Raw genomic sequence first — 24,797 nt, 5'->3', positions numbered from 1 at the left:
TCGCCGCCGCGGCCGCCGCGTTCCTCGCCGGTCCCCTGATGGCCGGGGTGGGATTCGCCGGCTTGTCGTTGGTCGCCGCGGCGGCGCTGCTACCGCTGTGCCTCTCGCTCCTGCTCGGGCGTCGCGCCCGCAGGCGTCCGAGCAGTGTGGACGCTCACTGAGTGCGGTGGGAGTCAGAGCCGTTCGAGGTCGGGGCCGCTGGGCTGAGATCCTGGACCAGTGGGTTGAAGATCTCATCCCGGTGCCGGCGCAGTGTCTCCGCGAACTCCGCGACCCTTCCGGCGCGAACCCGGTCGCGAGCACGGCACGCACCCGCTCGCCGCGGACGGCGTGCTCACCGAACTCGCCGCGACAACCGGACCGCGGTCACCGGGCCCGCGACTGCTCGGCAGCACCTCGTCCGACCTCGTGCTGCCTCGGCTGCTCGACACCAAACCGGCGCCGTCAGGCTCGCGGCAACAGCTGGTCGCGAATGGACAAGCACTGTGCGCTGATGGACAAGGACACCAGCGCGAGGCTCGGGCATCATGGGCGCCGCGGTGAGGGGGACACGGTGTGCTGGAGAACTCGTACCTGCGGTGTTGTCGGTACCGGTGCCCTCTTTCGAAGGGATCTCGTTGGCCCACCAGTTGACGCGCGTCAAGTCCGGAGGAAGCGATTTTGGTACATGTCAGTTTCAGTCTGCTGGGACCGCTGGAGATTCGCCGTGACGATCAGGTGCTCTCCAGACCGGGAGGCAAGAAGCGATCGTTACTGGCCATGTTGCTGCTCACCCCGCAGCGTGCGGTCGCCAGGAACAGGCTGACCGCAGAACTGTGGGGAGCGGCGCCGCCGCGATCGGCAGCGGCAAACCTGCGTACCCATGTCTCCGGACTGCGGTCCTGGTTGGGGGACTGTCTGCCCGAGACGGCTGAGTCCGGGCTGCTCAGCACCGGGAACGGATGGGCGCTGGGCTTTGCCCAGCGCATGACCGTCACCATCGACGTGCACGGGTTCGAGCGTGATCTGCGGACCGGCAGACAACTGGTTGACGCCAATGACCTGTGTGGAGCGGAGCCGTACCTGCGTCGAGCCGCGCTGGCCTGCCGAGGAGTGCCGTTGCAGGACATCCCCCAGGGCGCCCTGCTCAGCGCACGTGCGGCCGTGCTCACCGCCCAGTGGCTCTCGGCGGTCGAGGAGTACGCGGACCTGCTGATCAAGCTGGGTGACTACGAGCGGGCCAGGACGGTGCTGCACGACTTTGTCGGCGACCACCCGGCCCGGGAGCGGGCCTGGCGTGGACTGCTGCTGGCGTGCTACCACCAGGGAGATCTGGCCGCGGTTGTCTCGACGTACCGCAGCGCGCGGCGAGCGCTCGCGGAGGAACTGGGGGTCGAGCCCGGTGCCGAACTGACTGTGCTGTACCGGTCAATGCTGCGCCGCGATCCCCGGTTGAGTCGTTCGCGCCCGGCTTGTCCCCAGCGCCCAGGTCCGCGGACGGTCCCGTTGGGGTCGTTCCTGGAGGTGTAGTGGTCACCGGGCGACGAGCAGGCCGGTACGCGGCAGGGGCGGGTCCCGGGGTGCGCCAGGACCGCGCGGTGTGGTGTGGATTGCGGGACGCACCCGAGTTCGGACGTCCTCGTGCGGCACCGTGACGCGCACTGTCCGAAACGGACCGCCGGTGCCTGACTCGGTCGCGTCGTCACACCGGTCCGGTCACCCCACCCCGCCGCGCAACGCTGCCCATCGCGTCAGGCCGGTTGGTGCACGCGAAAGCCGCGCCCACTCTTGCGACCGAGGTAGCCTGCCGCGACAAAGTCCGACAGGTACTCGGCCGGTGCCAGGCCGGGATCGTGACAGGTCTCGTGCAGGCGTTCCTGGATGGCGAGTGACACGTCGAGACCGACCATGTCCAGCAGTTGGAAGGGGCCGACAGGGTGACCGTACGCACCGGTCATCACCGAGTCGACGACGTCAAGACCAACGTGGAGTCGCTGCGCCAGGTTCACCGCGCGGTTCAGGTACGGGAACAGCAGGGCGTTCACGATGAAACCCGTGCGGTCGCCGCACCGGACCGGGCACCTGCCCAGAGACCTGGTCACCGCCAGCGCCGTCGCGACGACGTCGTCGGACGTCAGCGGTGTGTGTGCGACCTCGACAAGTTTCATCACCGGTGCGGGATTGAAGAAGTGCATGGCGACGACATCCTCGGGCCTGGCGGTCGCGGTGGCGATCTGGAGCACCGGCAGACTGGACGTGGTCGTCGCGAGCACCGTGCCCGACCGGGTCAGCTTGTCCAACTCGGCGAACACGCTCCGCTTCACCGTCAGTTCTTCGGTGACCGCCTCGATCACCAGGTCGCAGTCGTGCAGGGCGCCGAGTTCGCCTGCTCCCGACAGTCGAGCCATCGCTCGGTCCATGTCCTCCCCGACGAGTTTGCCCCGGTGAACCGCCCGGGACAGTGACTTCTCCACTGTGGACAGCGTGGTTGTGGCGCGCTCGTCCGTGCGGGCCGCCACCGCGGTCGGGTATCCGGCCCGGGCGAACACTTCCGCGATGCCCGCCGCCATCGTGCCGGCACCCACCACACCGACCTTGGTGACCTGCCTGGCTGTCGCGCCGTCGTCAGGTTCCCGTGGTGGGTCCTCATCGTTGTCGTACTGGTAGAACCCCCGACCGGACTTGCGGCCCAGCAGACCCGCGTCGACCATCCGGGACAGGATCCCAGCAGGCGCGTACCACTCGTCACCCGTCCGTTCAGCGAGCACGCGCAGGCTGTCCAGCACGACGTCCAGGCCCATGACGTCCAGTTGGGTCAACGGACCCACTCGCAGGCCACACCCGTGGATCAGCGCAGCGTCGATGTCGTCGCGAGACGCGTACGCCTGGGCGTACATCGCGGCCGCGCTGTTGAGGTAACCGAGGTACAGGCCGGCGCCGAGCAGGCCGGGGTGGTCGGCCACCGCCACCGGGCTCTTCCCCAGAGAGCGGACCAGGTTGTCGATCTCGCTCCGGACGCGGTGGTCGGTGACCGGGGGAAGCACGACCTCGACAACGCTGCCGTCGCTGAGCTGGCCGGGATGGCACAGGTGCAACCCCACGGTGCGGGTCATCCGGCCGGACCGGGACGCGATCTCCGTGACCGGCAACGCGGTGGTGGTCGTGGCGAACACCGTGGCCGCCGGACACAGCGAATCGGCCTGTCGCAGCACCTCGACCTTCTGCGGCAACTGTTCTGGTACGGCTTCGATGACCAGGTCAGCCCTGGAGAAGAGGGACGTGCTCGTGGTGAGGTTGACGCGACGAAGCGCCTCGACCTCGGCGGCATCCGGCAGGCCCAGCGCGTCGATCGCCGCCGCCACAGCGGACCGGCCGCGCAGCAGGGAGTGGGCGTCGCACTCGACCCCGTCGACGCGATAACCGTGCGCGGCGAGCAGCGCGGCCAGGGCGGAGCCCGTGGTGCCCAGACCGATCACGCATATCGTGCTAAAAGGCCGGATCATCGCCAAGAACCCCTCCCGACACCGAGCTTTCCGATCGACCCTGCTCCAGCGAACACGCGACGACAACCCCTAAGAGTCAGTGGCTTCGCCCCTCGGGGTTGGCCGGGCGGAAGCGATCGTTGTGCGGTTGCGTGTGCGGCGTCCCCGTAACATCCCTGCCCTATCTCGGCCGACTTCAGACCTGTCGCAGGGCAACGCTCTGGAGCGGCCCACTGTTCTACCACTGGGGAAGCCGATGAGAGTCAGCGACCGACAGGACAAAGTGGAGTTGCTGCAGGACTTCTTCGCGGCGGGCAGCAGCGGAACCGGTTCGATCGTGGCCGTGCAGGGGCCGATGGCCACTGGAAAGACCTCGTTGCTGCACGACTTCGCCGAGCAGCTCGTCGGGCGGGGCGTGCTCGTGCTCACCGCGACCGCCTCGCCGGAGGAGCAGGACGACCCGCTCGGCGTGATCCGTCAACTCGTCCGGCACATCCCGGCTCCGGCGGTCGGCGATGGTGCCGGGCACCCCGCGGACGAGTTGGTACCGGATGCCGCGGACGCGGACGCGGTACGGCTGTCCGGCCTGGCGATGCTCGAACTCACCACCTCCAGGCCGGTCGCGATCGTTGTCGACGATGCCCAGCACTGCGACGAAGCCTCGTTGAACTGCCTGCTGTTCATGGTGCGCAGGCTGCGCTCGAACCGGTTGCAGATCGTTGTCGGCGTCGGCGACCCCATCGCGGCTACCTACCAGCGGTACGACGCTGCGATCAGCCGTGGTCCGCGCTTCCACCGAATCCGGCTCACCCCCCTGGCCGAAGCGGAGGTGGCCAGCGCGCTCCACGAACACCTTGGCGGTGCGGCGGCCAGGGATCTGGGGCCCGCGTTCCACCGGATCAGCGGCGGAAATCTGCGACTGCTCAGCGCGCTCATCCACGACACGGCGACCGCCGCGGTCCGTGACGGTGCGGCCCCTGCGGTCGGAAACGCCTTCCGGGAAGCCGTTTCGGCCTGCCTGCACTGCTGCGACCGGACGATGTTCGACCTGATCCGGGTCATGGCAGTGCTCGGTGAGCAGCGGACAAGCCGCTTCGCCGGCGCACTGCTCGGCTTGGCCGACACCGCGGTCGTCGGGGCGACCAGGGCGCTGGAGGCCGCGGGCTTGTTGGGTGACGGGTGGTTCCGCCATCCAGCCGTGCGGTCAGTGGTGTTGGCGAGTCTCAGCGGAACCGAACGGGCGGAGATCCACCAGCGCGCGGCCGCATTGCTGCACCAGGCGGGTGCGGAGCTGACGGTTGTCGCCAAGCACCTGGTCGCGGCCGGCTTCCCGCTGGAGTGCTGGGGCGTCCAGGTGCTCAGCAGGATCGCGGAGGAGGAAGCGCGGCACGGCCGAACCGGCGGCGCGATCCAGTTCCTGACGAGTGCGGATCGGCTCGCGGGCACCGGCAGGGACCGCGCGGCGCTGCGGGCGACCCTCGCGTCGGTGGAGTGGCGGACCAGCCCGCTGGCCGTCGAACGACACCTGCCGCGGCTGATCGCCGCACAGCAGGACGGTGAACTGACCACCAAGGACAGTGTCATGGTCATCAGCCAGCTGGTGTGCCGTGGCTGGTTGGACGAAGCCGAGACCGCGCTCAGACGCCTGGTCGCCGAGGCGCCGTCCCAGGACCCGGGGCGGCGGGCCCTGCTCAACCTGCTCCGCCAGTGGCTGACCTACTGGTGTCCGACCTTGCTGAGCCGCGTTCCGGAGTCCCAGGCGGTTCTGCCCGCGCAGGCGACTCCCGCCGTCCTGGCCGCCACCCCGCGGATGTACGCCGGCGAGGTGATCGACTGCCTGCTGGGCAACGGAACCAAGACGCAGGTCCGTGCCGGGGCCGACCACATCCTGCGCAGTTGCGCGTTGGACGACTCAACCTTCGAACCGCTGCTCACCGCGCTGCTCGCACTGGTTTCCGTCGACCGGCACACCATCGCGGGCACCTGGTGTGACACCCTGCTCCAGCAGGCGGCTGAGCAGAACGCGGTGACCTGGCAGGCCGAGCTGCTGTCGGCGCGCGCCCTGATCGCACTGCGAGCCGGTGACCTGGCCGCGGCCGTCCAGTGCGCGAAGTCGGCTCTCGACCACGTCGATGTGGAGAAGTGGGGAACCCGGGTCGGCATCCCGTTGGGGAGCTTGGTGCTGGCCTACACCGCGATGGGGTTGCACGACGCGGCCGCCGCCGTGCTCGACCAGCCGGTGCCGACGGAGATGTTCCAGGTGCAGGCGGGGTTGCACTACTGGCGAGCGCGTGGCCACTACTTCCTCGCGACCGGACGGCTTCGCGCGGCCCAGAACGACTTTTCGGCCTGCGGTGAACTCACCGTGGACTGGGAGCTTGACCGCCCAGGGGTGCTGGCGTGGCGCAATGACCTCGGCCAGCTGTACCTGCGGCAGGGCCGGCTCGACCTGGTCCGGTCGGTCGCCGGAGCCCAACTCGCCAGGGCGGGCGACGATCCGTCCAGCGTCCGGGGGGTGGCGCTGCGCCTGCTCGCCGCCACGGCGGAGCCGGAGGAGCGGCTGGAGCTGCTTGAGGAGTCCGCCGAGGTGCTGGACGAGTGCGCAGCCCGGCTCGAACTGACCTACACGCTGTCGGATCTGGCCCACGTCCACGATGAGCTGGGATACAGCGAGAAGGCCGAAACGGTGGGACGCCAGGCCTGGCAACTGGCCAAGGTGTGCGGGGTCGCGCTGGAGTTCAAGCCCAGGCAGGTGCTCACCGACGCCGAGATGCGGGTTGCCACGCTGGCCGCCCGCGGGCTGACCAACAGGGAGATCTCCCGGTCGCTGTACATCACCGTGAGCACCGTCGAGCAGCATCTCACCAAGGCGTACCGGAAGCTGAAGGTGAGCAGGCGGGCGGATCTGCCAGCCCGGCTGGAACCGGTGGTGATCGAATCCGCCTGAGTCCCCGCTCGCCCCGCTGATGACGCCGGTGCGTCCTCGTCGTCCCCGACCCGGTCGGGCAGCGGTGTCATCGCCGCACCGGGGCGGCGAAGCTGGCGCCAGGAGTCGGTCTGCTGTTCCGCGTGCGGGAGCCGTGGGGATCCGGATGCGGGGACTTGTCGTGCGCTGGTCGGTGACACGTCCGGAGGTCTGGAACACCCAGCCTATTCAGGTGCACGACCACGCGGAACCCCAGCCTGGTGCGGTGTTCACCCCGGAGCCGCGCCGTTGCGGTGATTAGGGGTGTGGTGCGGGAAACGGCGAGTTTAGGTTCTTCTCGTGCGACAACGGCTCGATCCCAGGGAGCTGCGGTGACAGAAGTCCGGGCGGACAATTCCACGTGTTCAGTGCCGACGACTGCGGGCGAGGCCGACCCGGGCCGACTCGTGCTCGACGGCACGAGCCTGGAGATCGACCAGGTCGTCGCGGTGGCGAACCGCTCAGGTACCCGGGTGGACCTCGACGAGTCCGCAGTGGACCGGGTGCGTGAGTCATGGCTGATGAAGTTCCGCCTCATCGAGACCGGCATGGCGATCTACGGGGTCACCACCGGTTTCGGGGACAGCGTGGTGCGGCAGGTCTCGCCGGAGAAGACGACCGAGCTGCAGCACAACCTCATCCGCTACCACCTGAACGGGACGGGACCATCGGCACCGCCGGAGGTGGTGCGGGCGACGCTCCTCATCAGAGCCAACTGCCTGAGCCGGGGGTATTCCGCGGTCAACCCGGCCATCATCCTGGCGCTCACCGACCTGCTCGCCAACGACGTTCTGCCAGTGATTCCGCAACGTGGCTCGGTCGGTGCGAGCGGGGATCTGGTGCCGCTCTGCTACGTGGCCTCGGCACTGATCGGTGAGGGCACGGTGAGGTACGCGGGGCAGCTCCGCCCCAGCGCCGAAGTGCTCGCCGCGCTCGGGCTGACCCCCGTCACACTCCACGCCAAGGACGGACTCGCCCTGATCAACGGCACCTCGTTCAGCGCCGCGTACTCGGCGCTGACCGTCGCGGCCGCGCAACGGCTCGCCGTGCTCGCTGACATCTGCACCGCGCTCGCGACCGAGGCACTTCTCGGAAACCGGGGGGCGTTCCACCGTTTCATCCACCTGCAGAAGCCGCATCCCGGTCAGCTCGCCAGCGCCGGTCTGATCGCCGAACTGCTCGCGGGTTCACACCTCGCGCTGGACCACGACCAGGTGGTCGCGATGAACCCGCCGCACGCGGAAGGCGGCTACCGGCAGCTGAGCCGCAGCATCCAGGACCGGTACTCGATCCGGTGCGCACCGCACGTCACCGGGGTGCTGCGGGACACCCTGACGTTCGCCAGCGCGTGGGTGCGGACCGAGATCAACTCTACGAACGACAACCCGCTGTTCGACACCGAAAGCGGCTCGGCACGCAGCGGCGGCAACTTCTACGGCGGGCACCTGGTGCAGGCGATGGACTCGCTGAAGGCCGCGGTCGCGAACATCGCCGACCTGCTCGATCGCCAGGTCGCGCTGCTGGTCGACGAGAAGTTCAACAACGGCCTCACACCGAACCTGATCGAGCCGGTCGAGCCGGGCGACTGGGCGGCCGGGCTGCACCACGGTTTCAAGGGGATGCAGATCGCGTGTTCGGCCATCACGGCGGAGGCGTTGAAGACGACCATGCCGGCGAGCGTGTTCTCCCGGTCCACTGAGGCCCACAACCAGGACAAGGTGAGCATGGCACCGCTGGCGGCACGGGACGCGTGGGCGGTCACCCAGCTGGTCGAGGAGGTGGCCGCGATACACCTCCTGGCCGCGTGCCAGGCGCTGGATCTGCGCGGGGCGGAGCGGATGAGCCCGCGGACCCGAGCCGTGCACGACCTCGTCCGCCGAGAGGTGCCGAGGCAGCCAGCCGATCGCCGGATGGACAGCGACATCGCCGCGGTGCTCCGGCTCATCCGGTCCGGCGAACTCGTCGACTCGGTCGCCGAGTGATGGCGGCCGCGGTGGACGCCGGGCTGGTCATCGCGGGCCGTGCCGAACCGGTCTCGCCCGATGCGGCGATTCCGGTGTGGAATCCGGCGCGGCCGGACGAACTGGTGGGCCGGGCGGCCGCGGGGTCCGCTGTGGATGCCGCGCGTGCCGTCGACGCGGCGCACGGCGCGCTCGCTGAGTGGTCCACGATGGACTACGCCGAGCGCGGCGCGGTGCTGCGCCGGTGTGCGCGTGACCTCGACACCAGCAGGTATGCCGAGATACTGGTGCGGGAGAACGGAAAGGTCCGGCGGGAGGCCGAAGTCGAGTTGGCCAGGTTCACCGGACGGCTCATCGGCGTCGCCGACATGGCCGACCTGCTGGCCGCCGAGGAGACCCACCCCGGGCCGCCACTGCACAGCCGGGTGACCTACCGGCCACGCGGTGTCGCTGTGCTGATCATCCCGTGGAACTGGCCGCTGTCGGTGCTCGGTGCCTGCCTGCCGCACGCGCTGATCGCCGGTGCCACGGTGGTGGTGAAACCGCCGCCCACGGCGCCACTGGCCACCACGCTTACCCTGGCCACGATCGCCGCGGCGCTGCCTCCCGGAGTGGTCAACGTGGTCACCGGCCGGACCGAGGAGATCGGGCCGGTGCTGCTGACCCATCCGCGCGTCGGGCACATCGCGTTCACCGGCTCAGTGGAGTCGGGGCGCCGGATCTACGCCACCGCCGCTGCCCACCTCAAGCCGGTCACCCTCGAACTCGGCGGCAACGACGCCGCCCTGGTCCTGGCGGACGCGGAGTTGGACGAGGCCGCGGTCAGGCGCCTGGCCACGGGCGCGTTCCTGGGTGCGGGCCAGGTGTGTGTCGGGGTGAAGCGGCTCTACGTCCACAGGTCCCGCTACGACGAGGTCGTTGACGCGCTGACCCGTGTGGTCTCGGCCACCGTGGTCGGTGACGGTCTCGACCCGCGCTCCACCATGGGCCCCGTGCACACCGAGGCCGCGCGCCGGCGGCTGCGCGCGCAGATCAGCTCGGCCGGCGGTGCAGTGCGTGAACTGGGCGAGGTGCTCGATCCCGAGCAGTTCGACCGCGGGTGGTTCGTTCGGCCAGCTCTCGCACTCGATCCCGACCCGGGGGCTGACCTGGTCCGGACCGAGCAGTTCGGGCCGGCACTGCCGATCATCCCGTTCCGCACCGACGATGAGGCGGTTGACCTCGCCAACGCGTCCAACTTCGGGCTGGCCTCCTCGGTGTGGTCGGCCACCCCGGGCCGGGCGGAGGCGCTGGCGCGCCGGCTCGACGCCGGTATCACCTTCGTCAACGCGCACGGTGCGACGGTGCTCGACGAGCGCGCGCCGTTCGGCGGGACGAAGGACAGCGGAATCGGTTGCGAGCTGGGCTGGGCCGGGGTGCGGGAGTTCCAGGTGGCGCACACCCTCACCCGGTTCGACCCGAGTCGGTGAGTCGGCTGGACCGGGGCGAGCCAGGAAGCGCGTGACAGAACCGCGTGACAGCAACCGCCGCGGGCCCGCTCCCGGCCCTGGTTCCGGTCGAGGAACCGCGCGTTGGGCGCATTCGGCACGGCGGAGCCGTGGCACTGCTCGCACGGCATGTCAGGGCAGCCCCGGAATGCCTCCTCGGGCGCGTGACCCCGCCGGGTGGCGGGCGCGCAGGTGTCGCCGGCGATCCCCGCGACCACGCCCAGCCGGACCGGGAAGGGGAACAAGGTCGACCGGGAAGGGGAACAAGGTCGTGGAAGTACGACGTGCGACCCGCCCCGCCGCGAACACCTCGCCCGTACCGGGAGGGAGGACGGCGTCCCGGTGGGACACCGTCCTCGGTCCGTCGACGGCCACCCGAGGAGCTACTCGTGGCGGGCCACCGCCGCGCCGGTCGTCACGGCACGAGCACCGCGGCGGGAACCTCGTCGAGTGCGACGTCGGCAGACTCCTGCTCGTCCAGACCGGGATAGACCGGGCAGCCGAACAGCGGCTCGAACGGCGCGAACGTCTGGTACTCGGCGATCCCGCGCAGGTGGTTGGCCAGCGCGTTCTTCTCGCTCCAGAAGTCACCGCCGAGCAGCCTGGCCACCCACACCGGCTCCACCCACACCCCCGAACTCTTCAGGAAGCGACCGATCTTGAAGTCGTGCTCGTAGAACGCGTAGATCAGCCGGAAGTAGGTGTCGTACCCGGTCTTGTAGAAGCGGTCGTAACTGGCGATGGCGTCCGCTTCGGACAGTCGACCGGCCAGCAGGTCCGCCGTCAGCTTCCCCGCCCGCATGCCGGTGGCGATGGCGAGTAGGACACCGGCGGAGAAGATCGGGTCGACGAAACAGCCCGCGTCCCCGACGACGAAGAACCCCGGACCGGACACGGTTTCCGAGTAGTAGGTGAAGTCGCTCTCGGTGTGCAGCCCGGTCAGTGGGGTCGCGTTCGCGACTCGCCCGCTGATCCGCGGGATGCGCGCGAGGTGCTCGGCGTAGACCCCCTCCGGGGTCAGTCGCTTGAGCGTCTCCGGGCGGGTGACCGTACCCACGCTGAGCTTGTCCGGCCGAATCGGAATCGCCCACACCCACCCGTCAGGGTGGCTGCCGATCTGGATGTCGCCGGGCGTACCGGGGTTGGTCGTCTCGTCGACGTCGCCGAAATGCTTGAACACGGCGACCATCCGCAGCTTGTCCGCGATCTTCCTGGCCTTGAGGTGCTGGTTGGCGATCACGCCGGCCCGGCCGCTCGCGTCGATGACCCGGCGGGCGTGCACCACCGTCGTGGTTCCGTCGAGGGTGTACCTGACGCCGGTCACCCGCTCACCGTCCAGGACGAGTTGGGTGACCTTGGCGCCGTGTCGGACGGTGGCCCCGCTGGCCGAGGCGTGCTCAAGGAGCAGCTGGTCGAAGTCGGCGCGTTCAACCTGATACGTGCTGCTCATCCGGTGCTGGCCCTGGTCGGCGAAGTCCACCCGGCGGAAGGATCCGTCCGGGTTGCAGAACTCCGCGCCCTTCTTGACCGGGAAGTTCGCGGCGCGCACCGCATCGCCGACGCCGAGCTGGTCGAATATCGCCGCGCTGTAGGTGAGCATCGACTCGCCGATGTGGAATCGCGGGAACTGCAGCCGTTCCAGCACCAGCACCGAATAACCGGCCTGGCTCAGCACGGTGGCGCTGGACGACCCGGCGGGGCCGCCACCGATGATGACGACGTCGAAACGTTCCTCGTGGGGGGTCGGCACTGTTTCTCACCTCGTGGTCCGGCGGTCAAAACGGTGAGAACGCTACTTGAGGCAGCGATTTCCGGACGGCGTCCGTTCGCAGGATAGGGGAAACTGTGCCGGACCCGAGTGCCGCACCCCTACGCGACGGGAGGGAGAAACGGGTTTCCCCTAACAATCGAGGTGACTGCCGCGTGTTTGGATAGCGTTGACCGCGCCGGCGGCCTCGACCAGTGCGGAGCTCTCATGGAAGAACTGGATTTCCTGCTTGGTGACTTCTCCTGCAGTTGGGTGAACCTGACGGTGGACCCGCCCACCACGGGATCGGCAGAGTGGAACACCGAGCGGACGATGCGCGGACATTTCTACGTGATGGACCAGACCATGCCGGGTCTGAAATGCAAGCTCATCTTCGGTCGTGATCCGCTCACCGCGAGCTTCATCACCTACTACTACGACAACTTCGGGAATTTCGGCACCACGACCTCGCCGGGCTGGCGAAACGGTGTTCTGGTGTTCACCGGAGAGTACTACGCATTCGGTGCGAAAACGGTCTTCCTGGAAGAGTTCACCAGGGAGGGCGAGAACCACTACGTCAAGAAGGGGTTCCACCTCGTCGACGGCGACCGCGTTCCGGTGGACATCATCGAATGTCATCGCAAGAGGTAGGCGGCCGGGCCGAAGTAGCCCTGATCGGATCGGCGCGCCACACCGGGGAGTTCCGGGGTGCGGGGGCATTCGACCGCGAGGTGTTCGGACTGTCCGCGGCGGACGCCGATGGGCTGGATGACCGACTCCGGACGGGCCTGGAAGTGGTGTGGACCGCGTTGGAGGACGCGCGCATCGCACCGGACCGCCTGGGGCGATGGCGGGTCGGCCTGTTCACCCTGCCCGGTGCACGACCCGTCGGAGCGGCGATCGCGCGCTGCGTGGACGGCGCCCAGCCCCGGTCCGGGGATCCGGTGAGCGCGCTGCGGTCCAATGAGGTCGACCTCGCCCTGGTTGTGGCCGTGGGAGGGGATGCGGCGGACTGCGGGGTGGCGGTGCTGGAGCGCGCCGCGGACGCCCGGGCCGCCGGCAGGCGGGTGGATCGTCTCGTCGAACCCGGCGAGGCGTTGACGCCGACGGCGGATCGTGAGCGGGAGAGCGAGGCGACCGCGGACCCCGGTGACTCGGGGCCGGCGTTGTGGGCGTTGTCCGCGCCGTCCGTCTCGGCCTTGCGGCTACAGGCTGACCGGCTGCGCACGCACGTCGAGCAGCATCCGGGCCTCGGCCTGCGCGCGGTGGGCGCCGCACTGGCCAGGACAAGAACTCACTTCCCGGAACGAGCCGTGCTCGTGGCCGATGACCGGGAGGCCATGCTCGCCGGACTGGCCGCCGTGGCCGGGGGAAGGGCGGATGCCGGTGTGATCCGGGGCAGCGCGCCCGAGACCGCCCCCGTCGTGTTCGTGTTTCCCGGGATCGGCCCGCACTGGCCGGGAATGGCCACCGAACTGCTGGCCACCTCCCCGATCTTCCGGGCTCGGCTGGAAACCTGTGACGCCGCGTTGGCCCCGATCGTCGGGTGGTCGCTGCTCGACGTGCTCACCGGTGCGCCCGAGCGAGTGGGTGAAGTCGGTGTGCTGCAACCGGTCTGGTTCGCGGTGACGCTTGCGCTCGCCGAGTTGTGGCGGTCCTCGGGTGTGGAGCCCGACGCGGTTCTCGGACACAGCATCGGCGAGGTCGCGGCGGCGACGTTCACCGGCGCGTTGTCGATCGAGGACGGGTGTCGGGTAGCAGCCGCCATCGGGCACAGTCTGCGGGACGTCGCGCGGGAAGGCGAGATGGCCGCGGTCCTGCTGCCGGTCGACCAGGTGGTGGGTTACCTGCCGCGCTGGGGCGACGCGCTGGTGCTCGCCGGCGTGAACGGGCCGAACTCGGTCGTGGTGTCGGGCGACACCGGGGCGGTCGCTGAGCTGCTGGACGAGGTCCGCTCGGCTGGTGCCCGGGCGCAGCGGCTCCCGCTCGGGTACGCCGCACACTCACCGCACATCGAACGGATTCGTCAGCGGATGACCGGCCTGCTGGCAGGGATCCGGCCGCGCTCCACCGGCACTCCGTTCTACTCGTGCGCGTTGGGGGGCCGAACCGACACGTCCGGGATGACCGCCGAGTACTGGTACGCCAGTCTGCGCAACCCCTTCCACTTCGAGAACACCGTTCGTGCCGTGGCCGCTGCGGGTTACCGCGTGCTGATCGAGTTGAGCCACCACCCCGTGGTCGCGCCGGACGCCCGGGAGATCGTCGACCGCTCCGGAACGGGCATCACCGTGCTCGGCACGGGCCACCGGTCCCGCCCGGGCACGCACCAGTTCCTGACCTCGGTGGGGAACGCCCATGCTGCGGGCGCGCACGTCGACTGGGACGCGTTCGCCGGCCGCGGCACCCTGGTGGACCTGCCGACCTACCCGTTCGGCAGCGTGGCGGCCGAGCCCGCACCCGAACAACAGGCGGCGCCGGTCGACCTGGTCGACGTGATCCGCGCCGAGGCCGCCCAGTTGCTCGGCGCGGACGTCCCGGCCGGACGCACCTTCGCCGACATCGGTTTCGACTCGCTGCTCGCGGTCCGACTGCGGGACCGGCTCGCCGACGCGCTGGGCACGCGGCTGCCCGCGACGCTTGCCTTCGACTGCCCGACCCCGGAGGACATCGCGGCGTTCCTGACCGAGGAGCCGGCCGCGACACCGGCCACGACCAGGACGACGAGCGAGCCGGTGAACGAGCCGATCGCGATCATCGGAATGAGCTGCCGCCTCCCCGGCGGCGTCGACTCGCCGAGCGCGCTCTGGCGGCTGGTGTCCGACGGGGCGGAGGTGGTGTCGTCCGCACCGGAGAACCGGGGCTGGGACCTGGCTGGGCTGTACGCGGCGGAACCGGGAACACCGGGCCGGACCTACACGCTGCACGGCGGTTTCCTACCGGCGGCCGACCTGTTCGATCCGGCGCTGTTCGGGATCAGCCCGAGAGAGGCGGCGGCGATGGACCCCCAGCAGCGACTGCTGCTGGAGACCTCGTGGGAGGTGTTCGAGCACGCCGGCATCGCGCCGGACACCCTGAGGGGCAGCAGAACCGGCGTGTTCACCGGGTTGGCACAGCAGGACTACGGACCCCGGCTGCACGAGGCACCGCCGGAACTTGAGGGCCACCTGCTCACCGGTGGTCTGACCAGTGTGGCGTCCGGCCGGATCGCCTACACCTTCGGGCTGACCGGCCCGGCGATCACGATCGACACCGCCTGCTCGTCATCACTGGTCGCGGTGCACCTGGCAAGCCGTTCGCTGGCCGAGGGGGAGTCCACGCTCGCACTCGCGGGCGGGGCGATGGTGATGTCCGGCCCCGGTCTGTTCGTGTCGTTCGCGCAGCAGCACGGCCTCGCCGCGGACGGCCGGTGCAAGCCGTTCTCGGCGACCGCCGACGGCACCGTGTGGGGCGAGGGCGTGGCGCTCGTGCTGCTGGAGCGCCTGTCCGACGCACGGCGGAACGGGCACCCGGTACTCGCCCTTATCCGCGGAACAGCCGTGAACTCCGACGGCACCTCGAACGGACTGACCGCCCCGAACGGCTTGGCGCAGCAACGCGTCATCCAGCAGGCGCTGGCCGCCGCCGGGCTTTCCCCGTCCGATGTGGACGCCGTGGAGGCGCACGGCACCGGGACGGAACTCGGTGACCCGATCGAGGCGCAGGCCCTGATCGCCACCTACGGCAGGGACCGCGCGGCCGACAGGCCGCTGTGGCTGGGATCGCTGAAGTCCAACACCGGCCACACCCAGGCGGCGGCCGGGGTCGCCGGGTTGATCAAGATGGTCATGGCCATGCGGCACGGTGTGCTGCCGAAGACCCTGCACATCACCGAGCCGACGCCGCACGTGGACTGGTCGGCCGGAGCGGTCCGGCTGCTCACCGAGGCCCAGCCGTGGCCGGCCGCGGACGCGCCGCGCCGAGCAGGCGTGTCCTCCTTCGGGATCAGCGGTACCAACGCCCACGTCATCGTCGAGCAGGCACCGACAGAGGCAGCGACCGCGCCCGGCGCGGAGTTGAGCGCCGCGGTGCCGTGCATGCTTGCGGCGCAGACCGAGCAGGGACTGGCCGACCAGGCCCGCCGGCTGCTTGAGTTCCCCGTCGCCGGGTCCACAGCCGACATCGGCTGGTCACTGGCGACGACCCGCGCTGCGCTGCGGCACCGGGCCGTGGTTGTCGGTGCGAGCCGGGAGGAACTGCGCAGCGGGCTTCGCGTCCTGGCATCGGGGGGCTCCTCGGCCGACGTGGTCCGCGGGACCGCCGCCGAGGGCGGCAGGACGGCCTTCGTGTTCCCCGGCCAGGGTGCGCACTGGGCGGGAATGGCGGCCGGGCTGCTGGACCGCTCGTCGGCCTTCACCGCGCGGATGACCGCGTGCGCCGAGGCGTTGCGCCAGCACGTCGACTGGTCGCTGATCGAACTGCTGCGTCAGGAACCTGGTGCGCCGCCGCTGGACCGCGTCGATGTCCTCCAACCCGCGGTCTGGGCCGTGATGGTGTCCCTGGCGGACCTGTGGGAGTCGTGGGGTGTGCAGCCGAGCGCTGTCGTCGGGCATTCCCAGGGCGAGGTGGCCGCCGCGTGCGTCGCAGGTGGACTGTCCCTTGAGGACGGCGCGCTGGTGGTGACTCGCCGCGCCCAGTTGATCGGTGAGGCGTTGTCCGGTCGAGGCGGAATGGCCTCCGTTGCCGCGTCCGTGGACGAGGTGCGCGGGCTGATCACCGAGTGGGGTGGCGAGCTGGCCTTGGCGGTGGTCAACGGGCCCGCCGCCACCGTGGTGTCCGGTGACGCCGGTGCCGTCGGGGAGTTCGTGACGTGGTGCGAGGGGCGGGCGGTGCGGACGCGGCGGTTGGCCGTGGACTACGCCTCCCACTCCGGCCACGTGGACGTGATCCGGGACGAGCTGGAGTCCGCGCTGCGGTCCATCCGGCCGGTGCCGGGTCGAATCCCGTTTCTCTCCACCGTCACCGGCGGCTGGCTCGACACCGCCCGGCTCGACGCGGGCTACTGGTCCCGCAACCTGCGCGACACCGTGCGGTTCGACCTCGCGGCACGAGAGCTGGCCGGAGCGGGACTGCGGACCGTGGTGGAGGTCAGCCCACATCCCACGCTGGTGCCGGCACTGCGGGACGGCGCCGACGATCGCGTGGTGGTTGGCTCGCTGCGTCGGGGCGAGCCGGATGACCGGCAGATGGTGCGCTCCCTGGCCGAACTCGCCGTCCGCGGTGCCCGGGTCGACTGGGCAGCGGTGTTCGGCGGTCACCAACCGAAGCGGATCGAGCTGCCGACGTATGCGTTCCAGCGGCAGCGGTACTGGGCGAGGCCGGACGACACCGCCCGCACCGAGGATGCCGTAGTGGACTCGTGGCGGTACCGGGTGGCTTGGCAGCCGGTCCGGGCGCACCGGGGTGACGGCTTGTCCGGGACCTGGCTGCTGGTGTCGGCCCGGACCCCGGAGGCCACCACGTCGTGGGTGCGCGCGGCGCTGTCCGCGCGCGGCGCCCGGGTCGTGCCGTTGCTGGTCGACCCGGGGATCAGTCGGGCCCAGCTGACCGGCCTGCTGCCCGACGAACCCGTCGCCGGCGTGGTGTCCACCCTGGCGCTGGCCGAGGACGGCACGCTGGTGCCCCGTGGTCTGGTGGCGACCGTCACCCTGACCCAGGCCCTGGGTGACGCCGGCATCGACGCGCCGCTGTGGTGCCTCACCCAGGAGGCGGTGTCAACCGGCGGCGAGCGGCTGGCGGGCGCGGCCCAGGCCCAGGTGTGGGGACTGGGCCGGGTGATCGGCCTGGAGCATCCGGACCGGTGGGGCGGTCTGGTCGATCTCGCGGGGGCACTCGACGACCAGGCGGCCGACCACCTGGTCGCGGTGCTGACCGGAATCGGTGCCGAGCAGGAGTTCGCCGTGCGTCCGTCCGGAGTCTCCGTGCGGCGGCTGGTCCGCGCGGAGCGCGGCCGCGCGGTGGCCAACCGGGAGTGGCGGCCCCGAGGCAGCGTGCTGGTCACCGGTGGCACGGGTGGCATCGGCGCGCACATCGCTCGCTGGCTGGCTCGGTCGGGCGCCGAACACCTGATCCTGGTCGGTCGCCGGGGCGGCGCGGCCGAACTGTCCGCACAGCTCACCGATCTCGGGGTCAGGGTGGATGTGGTCGCGTGCGACGTGTCCGACCGTCGCGCACTGACCGAACTGCTGGACGCCTTCCCGGTGACCGCGGTCTTCCACGCCGCCGGAGTGACCGAACCGCGCAGGATCGCCGAGATGACCGAGGCCGATCTGGTGAACGCGCTGGCCGCGAAGGTCGTCGGCGCGCGCAACCTGGACGAGCTGCTCGGGCGACGCGAACTCGACGCCTTCGTGGTGTTCTCCTCCGGCGCCGGCGTCTGGGGAAGCGCCGGTGACGGGGCCTACGCCGCGGCGAACGCGTATCTCGACGCACTCGCGCTGCGGCGGCGCGCCCGCGACCTGACGGCGACCAGCGTCGCGTGGGGCGCGTGGGCAGGAGGCGGCATGGTCGACGAGGCCGTCGGGGCCGCGCTCGGCCGGGCCGGCATCCGCCCGATGCCACCGGGACTGGCGATCGCGGCACTGCGGCAGGCGCTCGATTTCGACGAGACCACCGTGGTCGTGGCGGATCTGGACCGTGAGCGGTTCGTGGCCACCTACCGCCACACCAGGCCGCGTCCACTGGTCGACGACCTCGCGGTGGCGGTCGATCCCGCGGTCGGTCAGGAGCGCGGTGACCGGCTGGAACTCGCCGATCTGCCCCCGGGGGAGCGGAACCGGGTGCTGCTCGACCTCGTCCGGTCGGCGACGGCGACCGTGCTGGGCTATCCGGCCCCCGGCTCGATCGACGCGGACATCCCCTTCACCGGCCTCGGCATCGACTCGCTCACCGCGGTGGAACTCCGCGACCAGCTCACCGCGCGCACCGGGGTGCGGCTACCCGCGACCCTGGTCTTCGACTCCCCGACCGTGGCCGCGGTGGCAAACCGGCTGCGCGACGAGCTGGTTCCCGGCGCACACGAGCGCCGCGAGCAGCAGGTGCGGCCGGGTGGCGAGGACGAGCCCATCGCGATCATCGGGATGGGCTGTCGGTTCCCCGGTGGCGCCAACAGTCCGGAGGCGCTGTGGCGGCTCGTCGCGTCCGGAGTGGACACCGTTGCCGGAGTCCCGGCCGACCGGGGCTGGGACGTCGACCCGCGGACAACTGGCAGCTTCCTGACGGACGCCACGCTGTTCGACGCCGCGTTCTTCGGGATGTCCCCCCGCGAGGCCATCGCGACCGACCCCCAACAGCGGCTGGTGCTCGAAGTCGCGTGGGAAACCGCGGAACGGGCCGGGATCGACCCGCACTCGTTGCGCGGCACCCGGACCGGTGTCTTCATCGGCGCGTCCGCACACGACTACGGCACCGTGCTGAGCGCCGCGGAAAACGGTTACGACTACCTGCTGACCGGCGCCGCGGCGAGCGCGCTGTCCGGCCGGATCGCGTACGCGCTGGGACTCGAAGGCCCCGCGTTGACCATTGACACCGCGTGCTCGGCCTCCCTGGTCGCGCTGCACACCGCCGCCCGGTCGCTGCGGAACGGCGAATGTGAGTTGGCGTTCGCGGGTGGTGTGACCGTGCTGGCGACTTCCGCGCCCTTCGTGGCGTTCGCCCGCCAGGGTGGCCTGGCGCCGGACGGCAGGTGCAAGTCGTTCGCGGCTGCCGCCGACGGCACGGGCTGGGGTGAGGGCGCCGGACTGCTCGTGTTGGCCAGGCTTTCCGATGCGATCCGGCTCGGACACCGGGTGCTCGCCGTCGTCCGAGGCAGCGCGGTGAACTCGGATGGCGCGTCGAACGGGCTGACCGCGCCCAACGGCCCGGCGCAGGAACGGGTGATCCGGCAGGCGCTGGCCGACGGCGGGCTCTCCCCGTCCGATGTGGACGTCGTGGAGGGGCATGGCACCGGAACGGTGCTCGGCGATCCGATCGAGGCGCAGGCCGTGCTCGCGACCTACGGCCAGGACCGGGCCGAGCCGCTGTGGCTGGGATCGCTCAAGTCGAACATCGGGCACACCCAGGCGGCGGCGGGCGTGGGCGGTGTGATCAAGATGGTTGAGGCCATGCGGAACGGAGTGCTGCCGCGCACGCTGCACGCGGAGACACCCTCGTCCCAGGTGGACTGGTCCAGTGGCAACGTGCGGCTGCTGAGCCAGGCTCGCCCGTGGCCAGCCACCGGGCGCCCGCGGCGCGCCGCGGTCTCGGCGTTCGGGGTCAGCGGCACCAACGCGCACGTGATCGTCGAGCAGTACGAGGAGCCACCGGTTGGGCGGGCACCGGCCGGGCGGAAGGTGCTGCCGTGGGTGGTTTCCGGCCGCTCGGCCCCAGCGCTCGACGACCAGGCGAGGCAGCTGCGCGCTCACCTGGACGCCAACTCCGCGCTGGAGGCGCGTGACGTGGGCTGGACCCTGGCCACGGCCAGAGCCACCTGGGACCACCGCGCCGTGGTGGTGGGTTGCGACGACGACGCACTGCGCGCCGGGCTCGCCGACCTGTCGTCGGGTACCGGCTCCCCGCACGTGATCACGGGACGTGCCAGGGGGGACGGGCTCGCGCTGCTGTTCCCCGGCCAGGGTTCCCGGTACCAGGGCGTCGGACGCGGTCTCCACCAGGCGTTCCCCGCGTTCGCCGAGGCGTTCGACGAAACGTGCGAACACTTCGACGGCCTGCTCGACCGCCCGCTGCGGGACGTGCTTCTCGACCCGGCGGAGGCGGTGCCGCACACCGGCCTCGCCCAGGCCGGTCTGTTCGCCCTGCAGGTCGCACTGTTCCGGCTCGTCGAGCGGTGGGGCCTGCGGCCGCGGTTGGTGCTGGGGCACTCGGTGGGTGAACTCGCCGCCGCGCACGTCGCCGGTGTCTGGTCGCTGGCCGACGCCGCCAGGGTCGTCGCTGCCCGGGGACGGTTGATGCAGGCGCTGCCGGACGACGGCGCGATGGTCGCGATCGAGGCCGCGGCGGAGCAGATCGCACCCGACCTGGCCGGCCGCGAGCACGTGGTGGCCCTCGCCGCGGTCAACGGACGCCGGTCGGTGGTGATCTCCGGTCGCGCGGACGCGGTGCGCCGGCTGGCCGGGACGTGGCGGGCGCGAGGACGCCGCGTGCGGCAGCTGAACGTCGCCCGTGCCTTCCACTCGCCGCTGGTGGAACCGGTGCTCGGGCCGTTCCGGGATGTGTTGCGGCAGGTTCGGTTCCGGCAACCGGTGCTGCCTGTCGTGTCGAACGTGACCGGGCGGATCGCCACCAGCGAGCTGTCCACACCGGACTACTGGCTGCGGCACCTCCGGGACACGGTGCGCTTCGCGGACGGAGTCGCCACGCTGGTGTCGCACGGGGTGACAGCCGCACTGGAACTGGGCTCGGACGGAGTGCTGTCCGGCATGGCGAGCCAGGACGGTGAGTCGCTGGAGGCGGTGGCAGCGCTGCGCGACGGACGGGACGAAGCCGGCGCACTGGTCACCGCCGTCGCGAGGATGTTCGTGCACGGGGTCGACGTGGACTGGTCGCAGTTGTTCGTCGGCAGCCAGGCCCGGCACGTCGACCTACCCACCTACCCGTTCCAGCGCGAGCGGTTCTGGCCGACACGATCGGCCAGAGCGGACGTGTCCTCGGCCGGGCTCACCGTCGCGGGCCACCCCCTTCTCGGCGCACGACTGGCCGACCCGTCCGGGGAGCGGGTGACCTTCACCGGACGGATATCACCCGGCGCTCAGCCGTGGTTGTCCGGACACGTCGTGCTCGGCCGGGTGTTGCTGCCCGGCACCGGCTTCGTGGAACTCGCCCTGTGGGCCGCGGCCGAACTGGGACACGACGAGCTGGCCGAACTGACCCTGCGGGCGCCACTCGTGCTGGCTGGCACCGTTCAGCTCCAGGTCGTTGTCGAGGGCGGTGACGAGGTGCGGGTGTACTCACGGCCCGACGGGCCGGGGCACGAACCGTGGACTCTGCACGCCGAAGGGAGAATCCGCGCCGGGCGGACCACCGGAGACGACACCGGACCGCACCTGCCGGCCTGGCCACCGGCTGGTGCGCGCCCCCTGCCGCTCGACGACTTCTACGAGGACCTCGCCGACGCGGGCTACCGGTTCGATCCCCCGTTCCGCGGGCTGCGCCTGGCCTGGCGGGAGGGTGCGGACCGCTACGGCGAGGTCGAACTCCCCGAAGACATCGACGTCGACGGGTTCGCCGTCCACCCCGCCCTGCTGGACTCCGCGCTGCACCTGATGCGAGCGGGGGAACCTGCCGAGGCGACGCTGCTGCCGTTCGCGTGGGCTGGTGTGCGCCGCCACGCCGCCGGTGCACGGTCGATGCGGGTGCGGCTCACCCGGTCCGGCGACCGGGTGAGCTTGTTCGCCACCGACTCGGCCGGCCATCCGGTGATCACGGTTGACGCGCTGACCTTGCGCCCCGCGTCAGCTCAGGAGCCGGACCGGGCGGCCACCGCACTGGACGACTCGTTGTTCCGCGTGGCGTGGACCGCGCTGGAACTTTCCGGGGTCCACGATGAACGCGGAAGTGATCCGGTCCTCCTGCCCGTCCCCGAGCCGAGCGGCGCGGACGTCGAGAGCGTCGCGGACGCGGCGGCACTGGCCGCGGAGCACACCCTGGCCGTGCTGCGGTCGGTGTTGGCCGAGCAACGGCCTGCCGCCGGTCGGGCCGTGGTCGTCACCCGGAGCTGTCTGGCACACGCCGCGGTCCGCGGACTGGTCCGCACGGCACAGGCGGAGCACCCGGACCGGTTCACCCTCCTGCGGGTGGACGGGTCCGAGACTCCCGAACTCGTGGCTGCCGCAGCCGGGTGCGGTGAGCCCGAGGTCGCGATCCGCGCCGGGCGCCTGTACGCCCGGCGGCTTTCCCGAGCCGGCGGGGGCGTCTCACTGGTGCCGCCGAAGGGAAGGACCGCCTGGTCGCTGGACACGGTCGGCCGGGGCAGCCTCCACCACCTGGCCCTGGTCGGCCGTGCCGAACCCGAGCTGCGGACCGGCCAGCTCCGGATCGCGGTGCACGCCTCCGGGGTGAACTTCCGCGACGTGCTCGTGACCCTCGACCGCTACCCCGGTGACGCCGAACTGGGCATCGAGGGGGCGGGCGTGGTCGTGGAAACCGGGCCCGGTGTCACCGCCTTCACCGTGGGCGACCGGGTGCTCGGCCTGTTCGACCGCGCGTTCGGGCCGACCGCGGTGGCCGACCAGCGCACCGTGGTCAGGATGCCCGACGGCTGGTCGTTCGAGCAGGCGGCCACGGTGCCGGTGGCGTTCGTGACGGCCTACTACGGCCTGGTGGACCTGGCTGGTCTCCGACCGGGTGAGAAGGTGCTCATCCACGCTGCGGCCGGGGGCGTGGGCACGGCCGCGGTGCGACTGGCCCGGCATCTCGGCGCGGAGGTCTTCGGCACGGCCAGCCCGTGGAAGTGGGCAGCACTGCGGGAGAGCGGCCTGGACGACGAGCACATCGCCTCGTCCCGCTCGGTCGAGTTCCGCGAGCGCTTCCCCGCCGTCGACGTCGTGCTGAACTGCCTGACCGGCGAGTACCTGGACGCGTCCCTCGACCTGCTCGCCCCTGGCGGCCGGTTCCTGGAGCTGGGCAAGACCGATGTCCGTGACGTCGCGGGCCGCTACTGGGCCTTCGACCTCTCCGACCCGGGCCCGGAGCGGATCGGCCAGATCCTGGCCGAGGTGACAGCCCTGGCCGAACGGAACGCGCTCACTCCGCTCCCACTGACCACATGGGACATCCGGCGAGCACGGGACGCGTTCCGGGCGCTCAGCCGCGCCCAGATCACCGGGAAGGCGGTCCTCACCCAGCGGCCGTTCGGCGCCAGCGACACCGTGCTGATCACCGGGGGAACGGGAGCGCTCGGCGGGCTGCTCGCCCACCACTTGGCGGTGGGCTACGGCCTGCGGCACGTGGTGCTGGCCAGCCGCCGCGGCCCCGCCGCCCCGGGAGCCGAGGGACTGCGCAGAGACCTGGCGGAACTGGGCGTCACGGTCACCCTGGCCGCCTGCGACGTCTGCGACGAGCGCGCCCTGGCCCAACTGCTCGAACCGATCCGGGACCGGCTCGCCGGAGTGGTCCACGCGGCCGGGGTCGTCGATGACGGCGCGGTGACCGCGATCGACGGTCAGCGGCTCGCGGCCGTGCTGGCCCCCAAGGTCACCGGAGCCTGGAACCTGCACCGGCTGACCGCGGACCTGGACCTGTCGATGTTCGTCCTGTTCTCGTCGCTCTCGGCGACGCTCGGCAACCCGGGCCAGGCCAACTACGCGGCGGCCAACGCCTTCCTCGACGAGCTGGCCGAGTACCGCGCGCGGCGGGGAATGACAGCCGTGTCGCTGGCCTGGGGCCACTGGCAGGGGATCGGGATGGCCGCCGACCTGACCGGCAACGACGCGGCGAGGCTGGTCCGGGCCGGTGTGTTGCCGATGACGGCCGAGCACGGCCTGGCCCTGTTCGATGCCGCGGTCCACGCGGGTGACCCGGTGCTCGTGCCCGCCAGGCTCGACCTCACTGGCGACTCGGCGTTGGCCGCGCTGGCGGGTGGCCTGGTCCGCGCACCCCACCGCGACACACGCGAGGCGCACACCGTCGAGTTCGGCGAGGCACTGGCCGGCCTGCCGGCGCCAGAGCGACGCAAGGCCGCGCTCGACCTGGTTCGCGGCCACGTCGCGGTCGTGCTCGGGTATCCGCCGACTCATCCGGTTCCGCTCGACGAACCGTTCAAGGAGCAGGGCTTTGACTCGCTCACCGCGGTGGAGCTGCGAAACCGGCTCAGGGAGGCCACGTCGATCCCGATGCCGCCCACCCTGGTCTTCGACCACCCGACCCCGGTCGCGCTGGCCGAGCACCTGCTGGAACTCGCCTTCCCGGAGCACGCGACCCCTGCCGAGCAGGTGGTGGCGGATCTCGACCGAGTGGCGGTGTTCGCCGAGACGATCGACCGGGCGGACCCGGCTCTCCAGGACATCACCCGGCGGTTGCGGCGGATCCTGCACCACCTGGACGGCGTCACCGAGGTGTCCACGGACTTCTCAGCAGACCTCTCGGACACCGCCGAACTGCTCGCCTACCTCGACGGAGTTGATCCCCGTGGCGACTGACAGC

The 24,797-nt window shown here is 71.1% G+C and carries 8 protein-coding genes and 1 pseudogene; 7 read left to right on the top strand and 2 right to left on the bottom strand.

From position 1 onward, the window contains the following. Window positions 1-717: 717 nt before the first annotated feature. A pseudogene (locus LX83_RS38855) lies at window positions 718-885 on the top strand (AfsR/SARP family transcriptional regulator); the annotation flags it as partial. Window positions 886-966: 81 nt separating this feature from the next. Further along, the gene (locus LX83_RS36345) at window positions 967-1,509 is read left to right on the top strand and encodes an AfsR/SARP family transcriptional regulator (protein WP_253780366.1); all 543 of its coding nucleotides are present in this window, start codon (window positions 967-969) and stop codon (window positions 1,507-1,509) included. A gap of 221 nt (window positions 1,510-1,730) precedes the next feature. Here the strand turns inward: LX83_RS36345 and LX83_RS36340 are convergent, their stop codons facing one another. Next, window positions 1,731-3,482 (bottom strand): 3-hydroxyacyl-CoA dehydrogenase family protein, encoded by a 1,752-nt coding sequence (locus LX83_RS36340; protein ID WP_253780377.1) that lies wholly within the window; start codon window positions 3,480-3,482, stop codon window positions 1,731-1,733. Between the two features lie 133 nt (window positions 3,483-3,615). Between LX83_RS36340 and LX83_RS36335 the strand changes: the two genes are divergently transcribed. The 3 genes from LX83_RS36335 to LX83_RS36325 all read left to right on the top strand — a co-directional run bounded on the left by LX83_RS36335 (window position 3,616) and on the right by LX83_RS36325 (window position 9,856). Then, the gene (locus LX83_RS36335) at window positions 3,616-6,408 is read left to right on the top strand and encodes an AAA family ATPase (RefSeq protein ID WP_253780368.1); all 2,793 of its coding nucleotides are present in this window, start codon (window positions 3,616-3,618) and stop codon (window positions 6,406-6,408) included. A gap of 284 nt (window positions 6,409-6,692) precedes the next feature. Next, the gene (locus tag LX83_RS36330; RefSeq protein WP_253780363.1) at window positions 6,693-8,408 is read left to right on the top strand and encodes an HAL/PAL/TAL family ammonia-lyase; all 1,716 of its coding nucleotides are present in this window, start codon (window positions 6,693-6,695) and stop codon (window positions 8,406-8,408) included. Next, complete coding sequence (locus tag LX83_RS36325; RefSeq protein WP_253780360.1) at window positions 8,408-9,856, top strand: aldehyde dehydrogenase family protein; 1,449 nt, start codon at window positions 8,408-8,410, stop codon at window positions 9,854-9,856. The genes LX83_RS36330 and LX83_RS36325 overlap by 1 nt, the downstream gene beginning before the upstream one ends. 433 nt (window positions 9,857-10,289) lie before the next feature. On the opposite strand, the gene LX83_RS36320 is transcribed toward LX83_RS36325, so the two are convergent. Then, complete coding sequence (locus LX83_RS36320) at window positions 10,290-11,624, bottom strand: NAD(P)/FAD-dependent oxidoreductase (protein WP_253780358.1); 1,335 nt, start codon at window positions 11,622-11,624, stop codon at window positions 10,290-10,292. Window positions 11,625-11,849: 225 nt separating this feature from the next. Here LX83_RS36320 and LX83_RS36315 point away from each other — a divergent pair, with 225 nt between their 5' ends. Together LX83_RS36315 and LX83_RS36310 are read left to right on the top strand one after the other, a co-directional pair. Next, entirely contained in the window at window positions 11,850-12,272 is a 423-nt protein-coding gene (locus tag LX83_RS36315) for a hypothetical protein (protein ID WP_253780356.1), read from the top strand. After that, entirely contained in the window at window positions 12,254-24,793 is a 12,540-nt protein-coding gene (locus LX83_RS36310) for a type I polyketide synthase (protein WP_253780354.1), read from the top strand. The genes LX83_RS36315 and LX83_RS36310 overlap by 19 nt, the downstream gene beginning before the upstream one ends. Window positions 24,794-24,797: the final 4 nt, after the last annotated feature.

Origin of the sequence: Goodfellowiella coeruleoviolacea (assembly GCF_024171785.1) — a bacterium.
Lineage (GTDB): Bacteria > Actinomycetota > Actinomycetes > Mycobacteriales > Pseudonocardiaceae > Goodfellowiella > Goodfellowiella coeruleoviolacea.
This window is presented reverse-complemented; position numbering and strand designations above follow the sequence as displayed.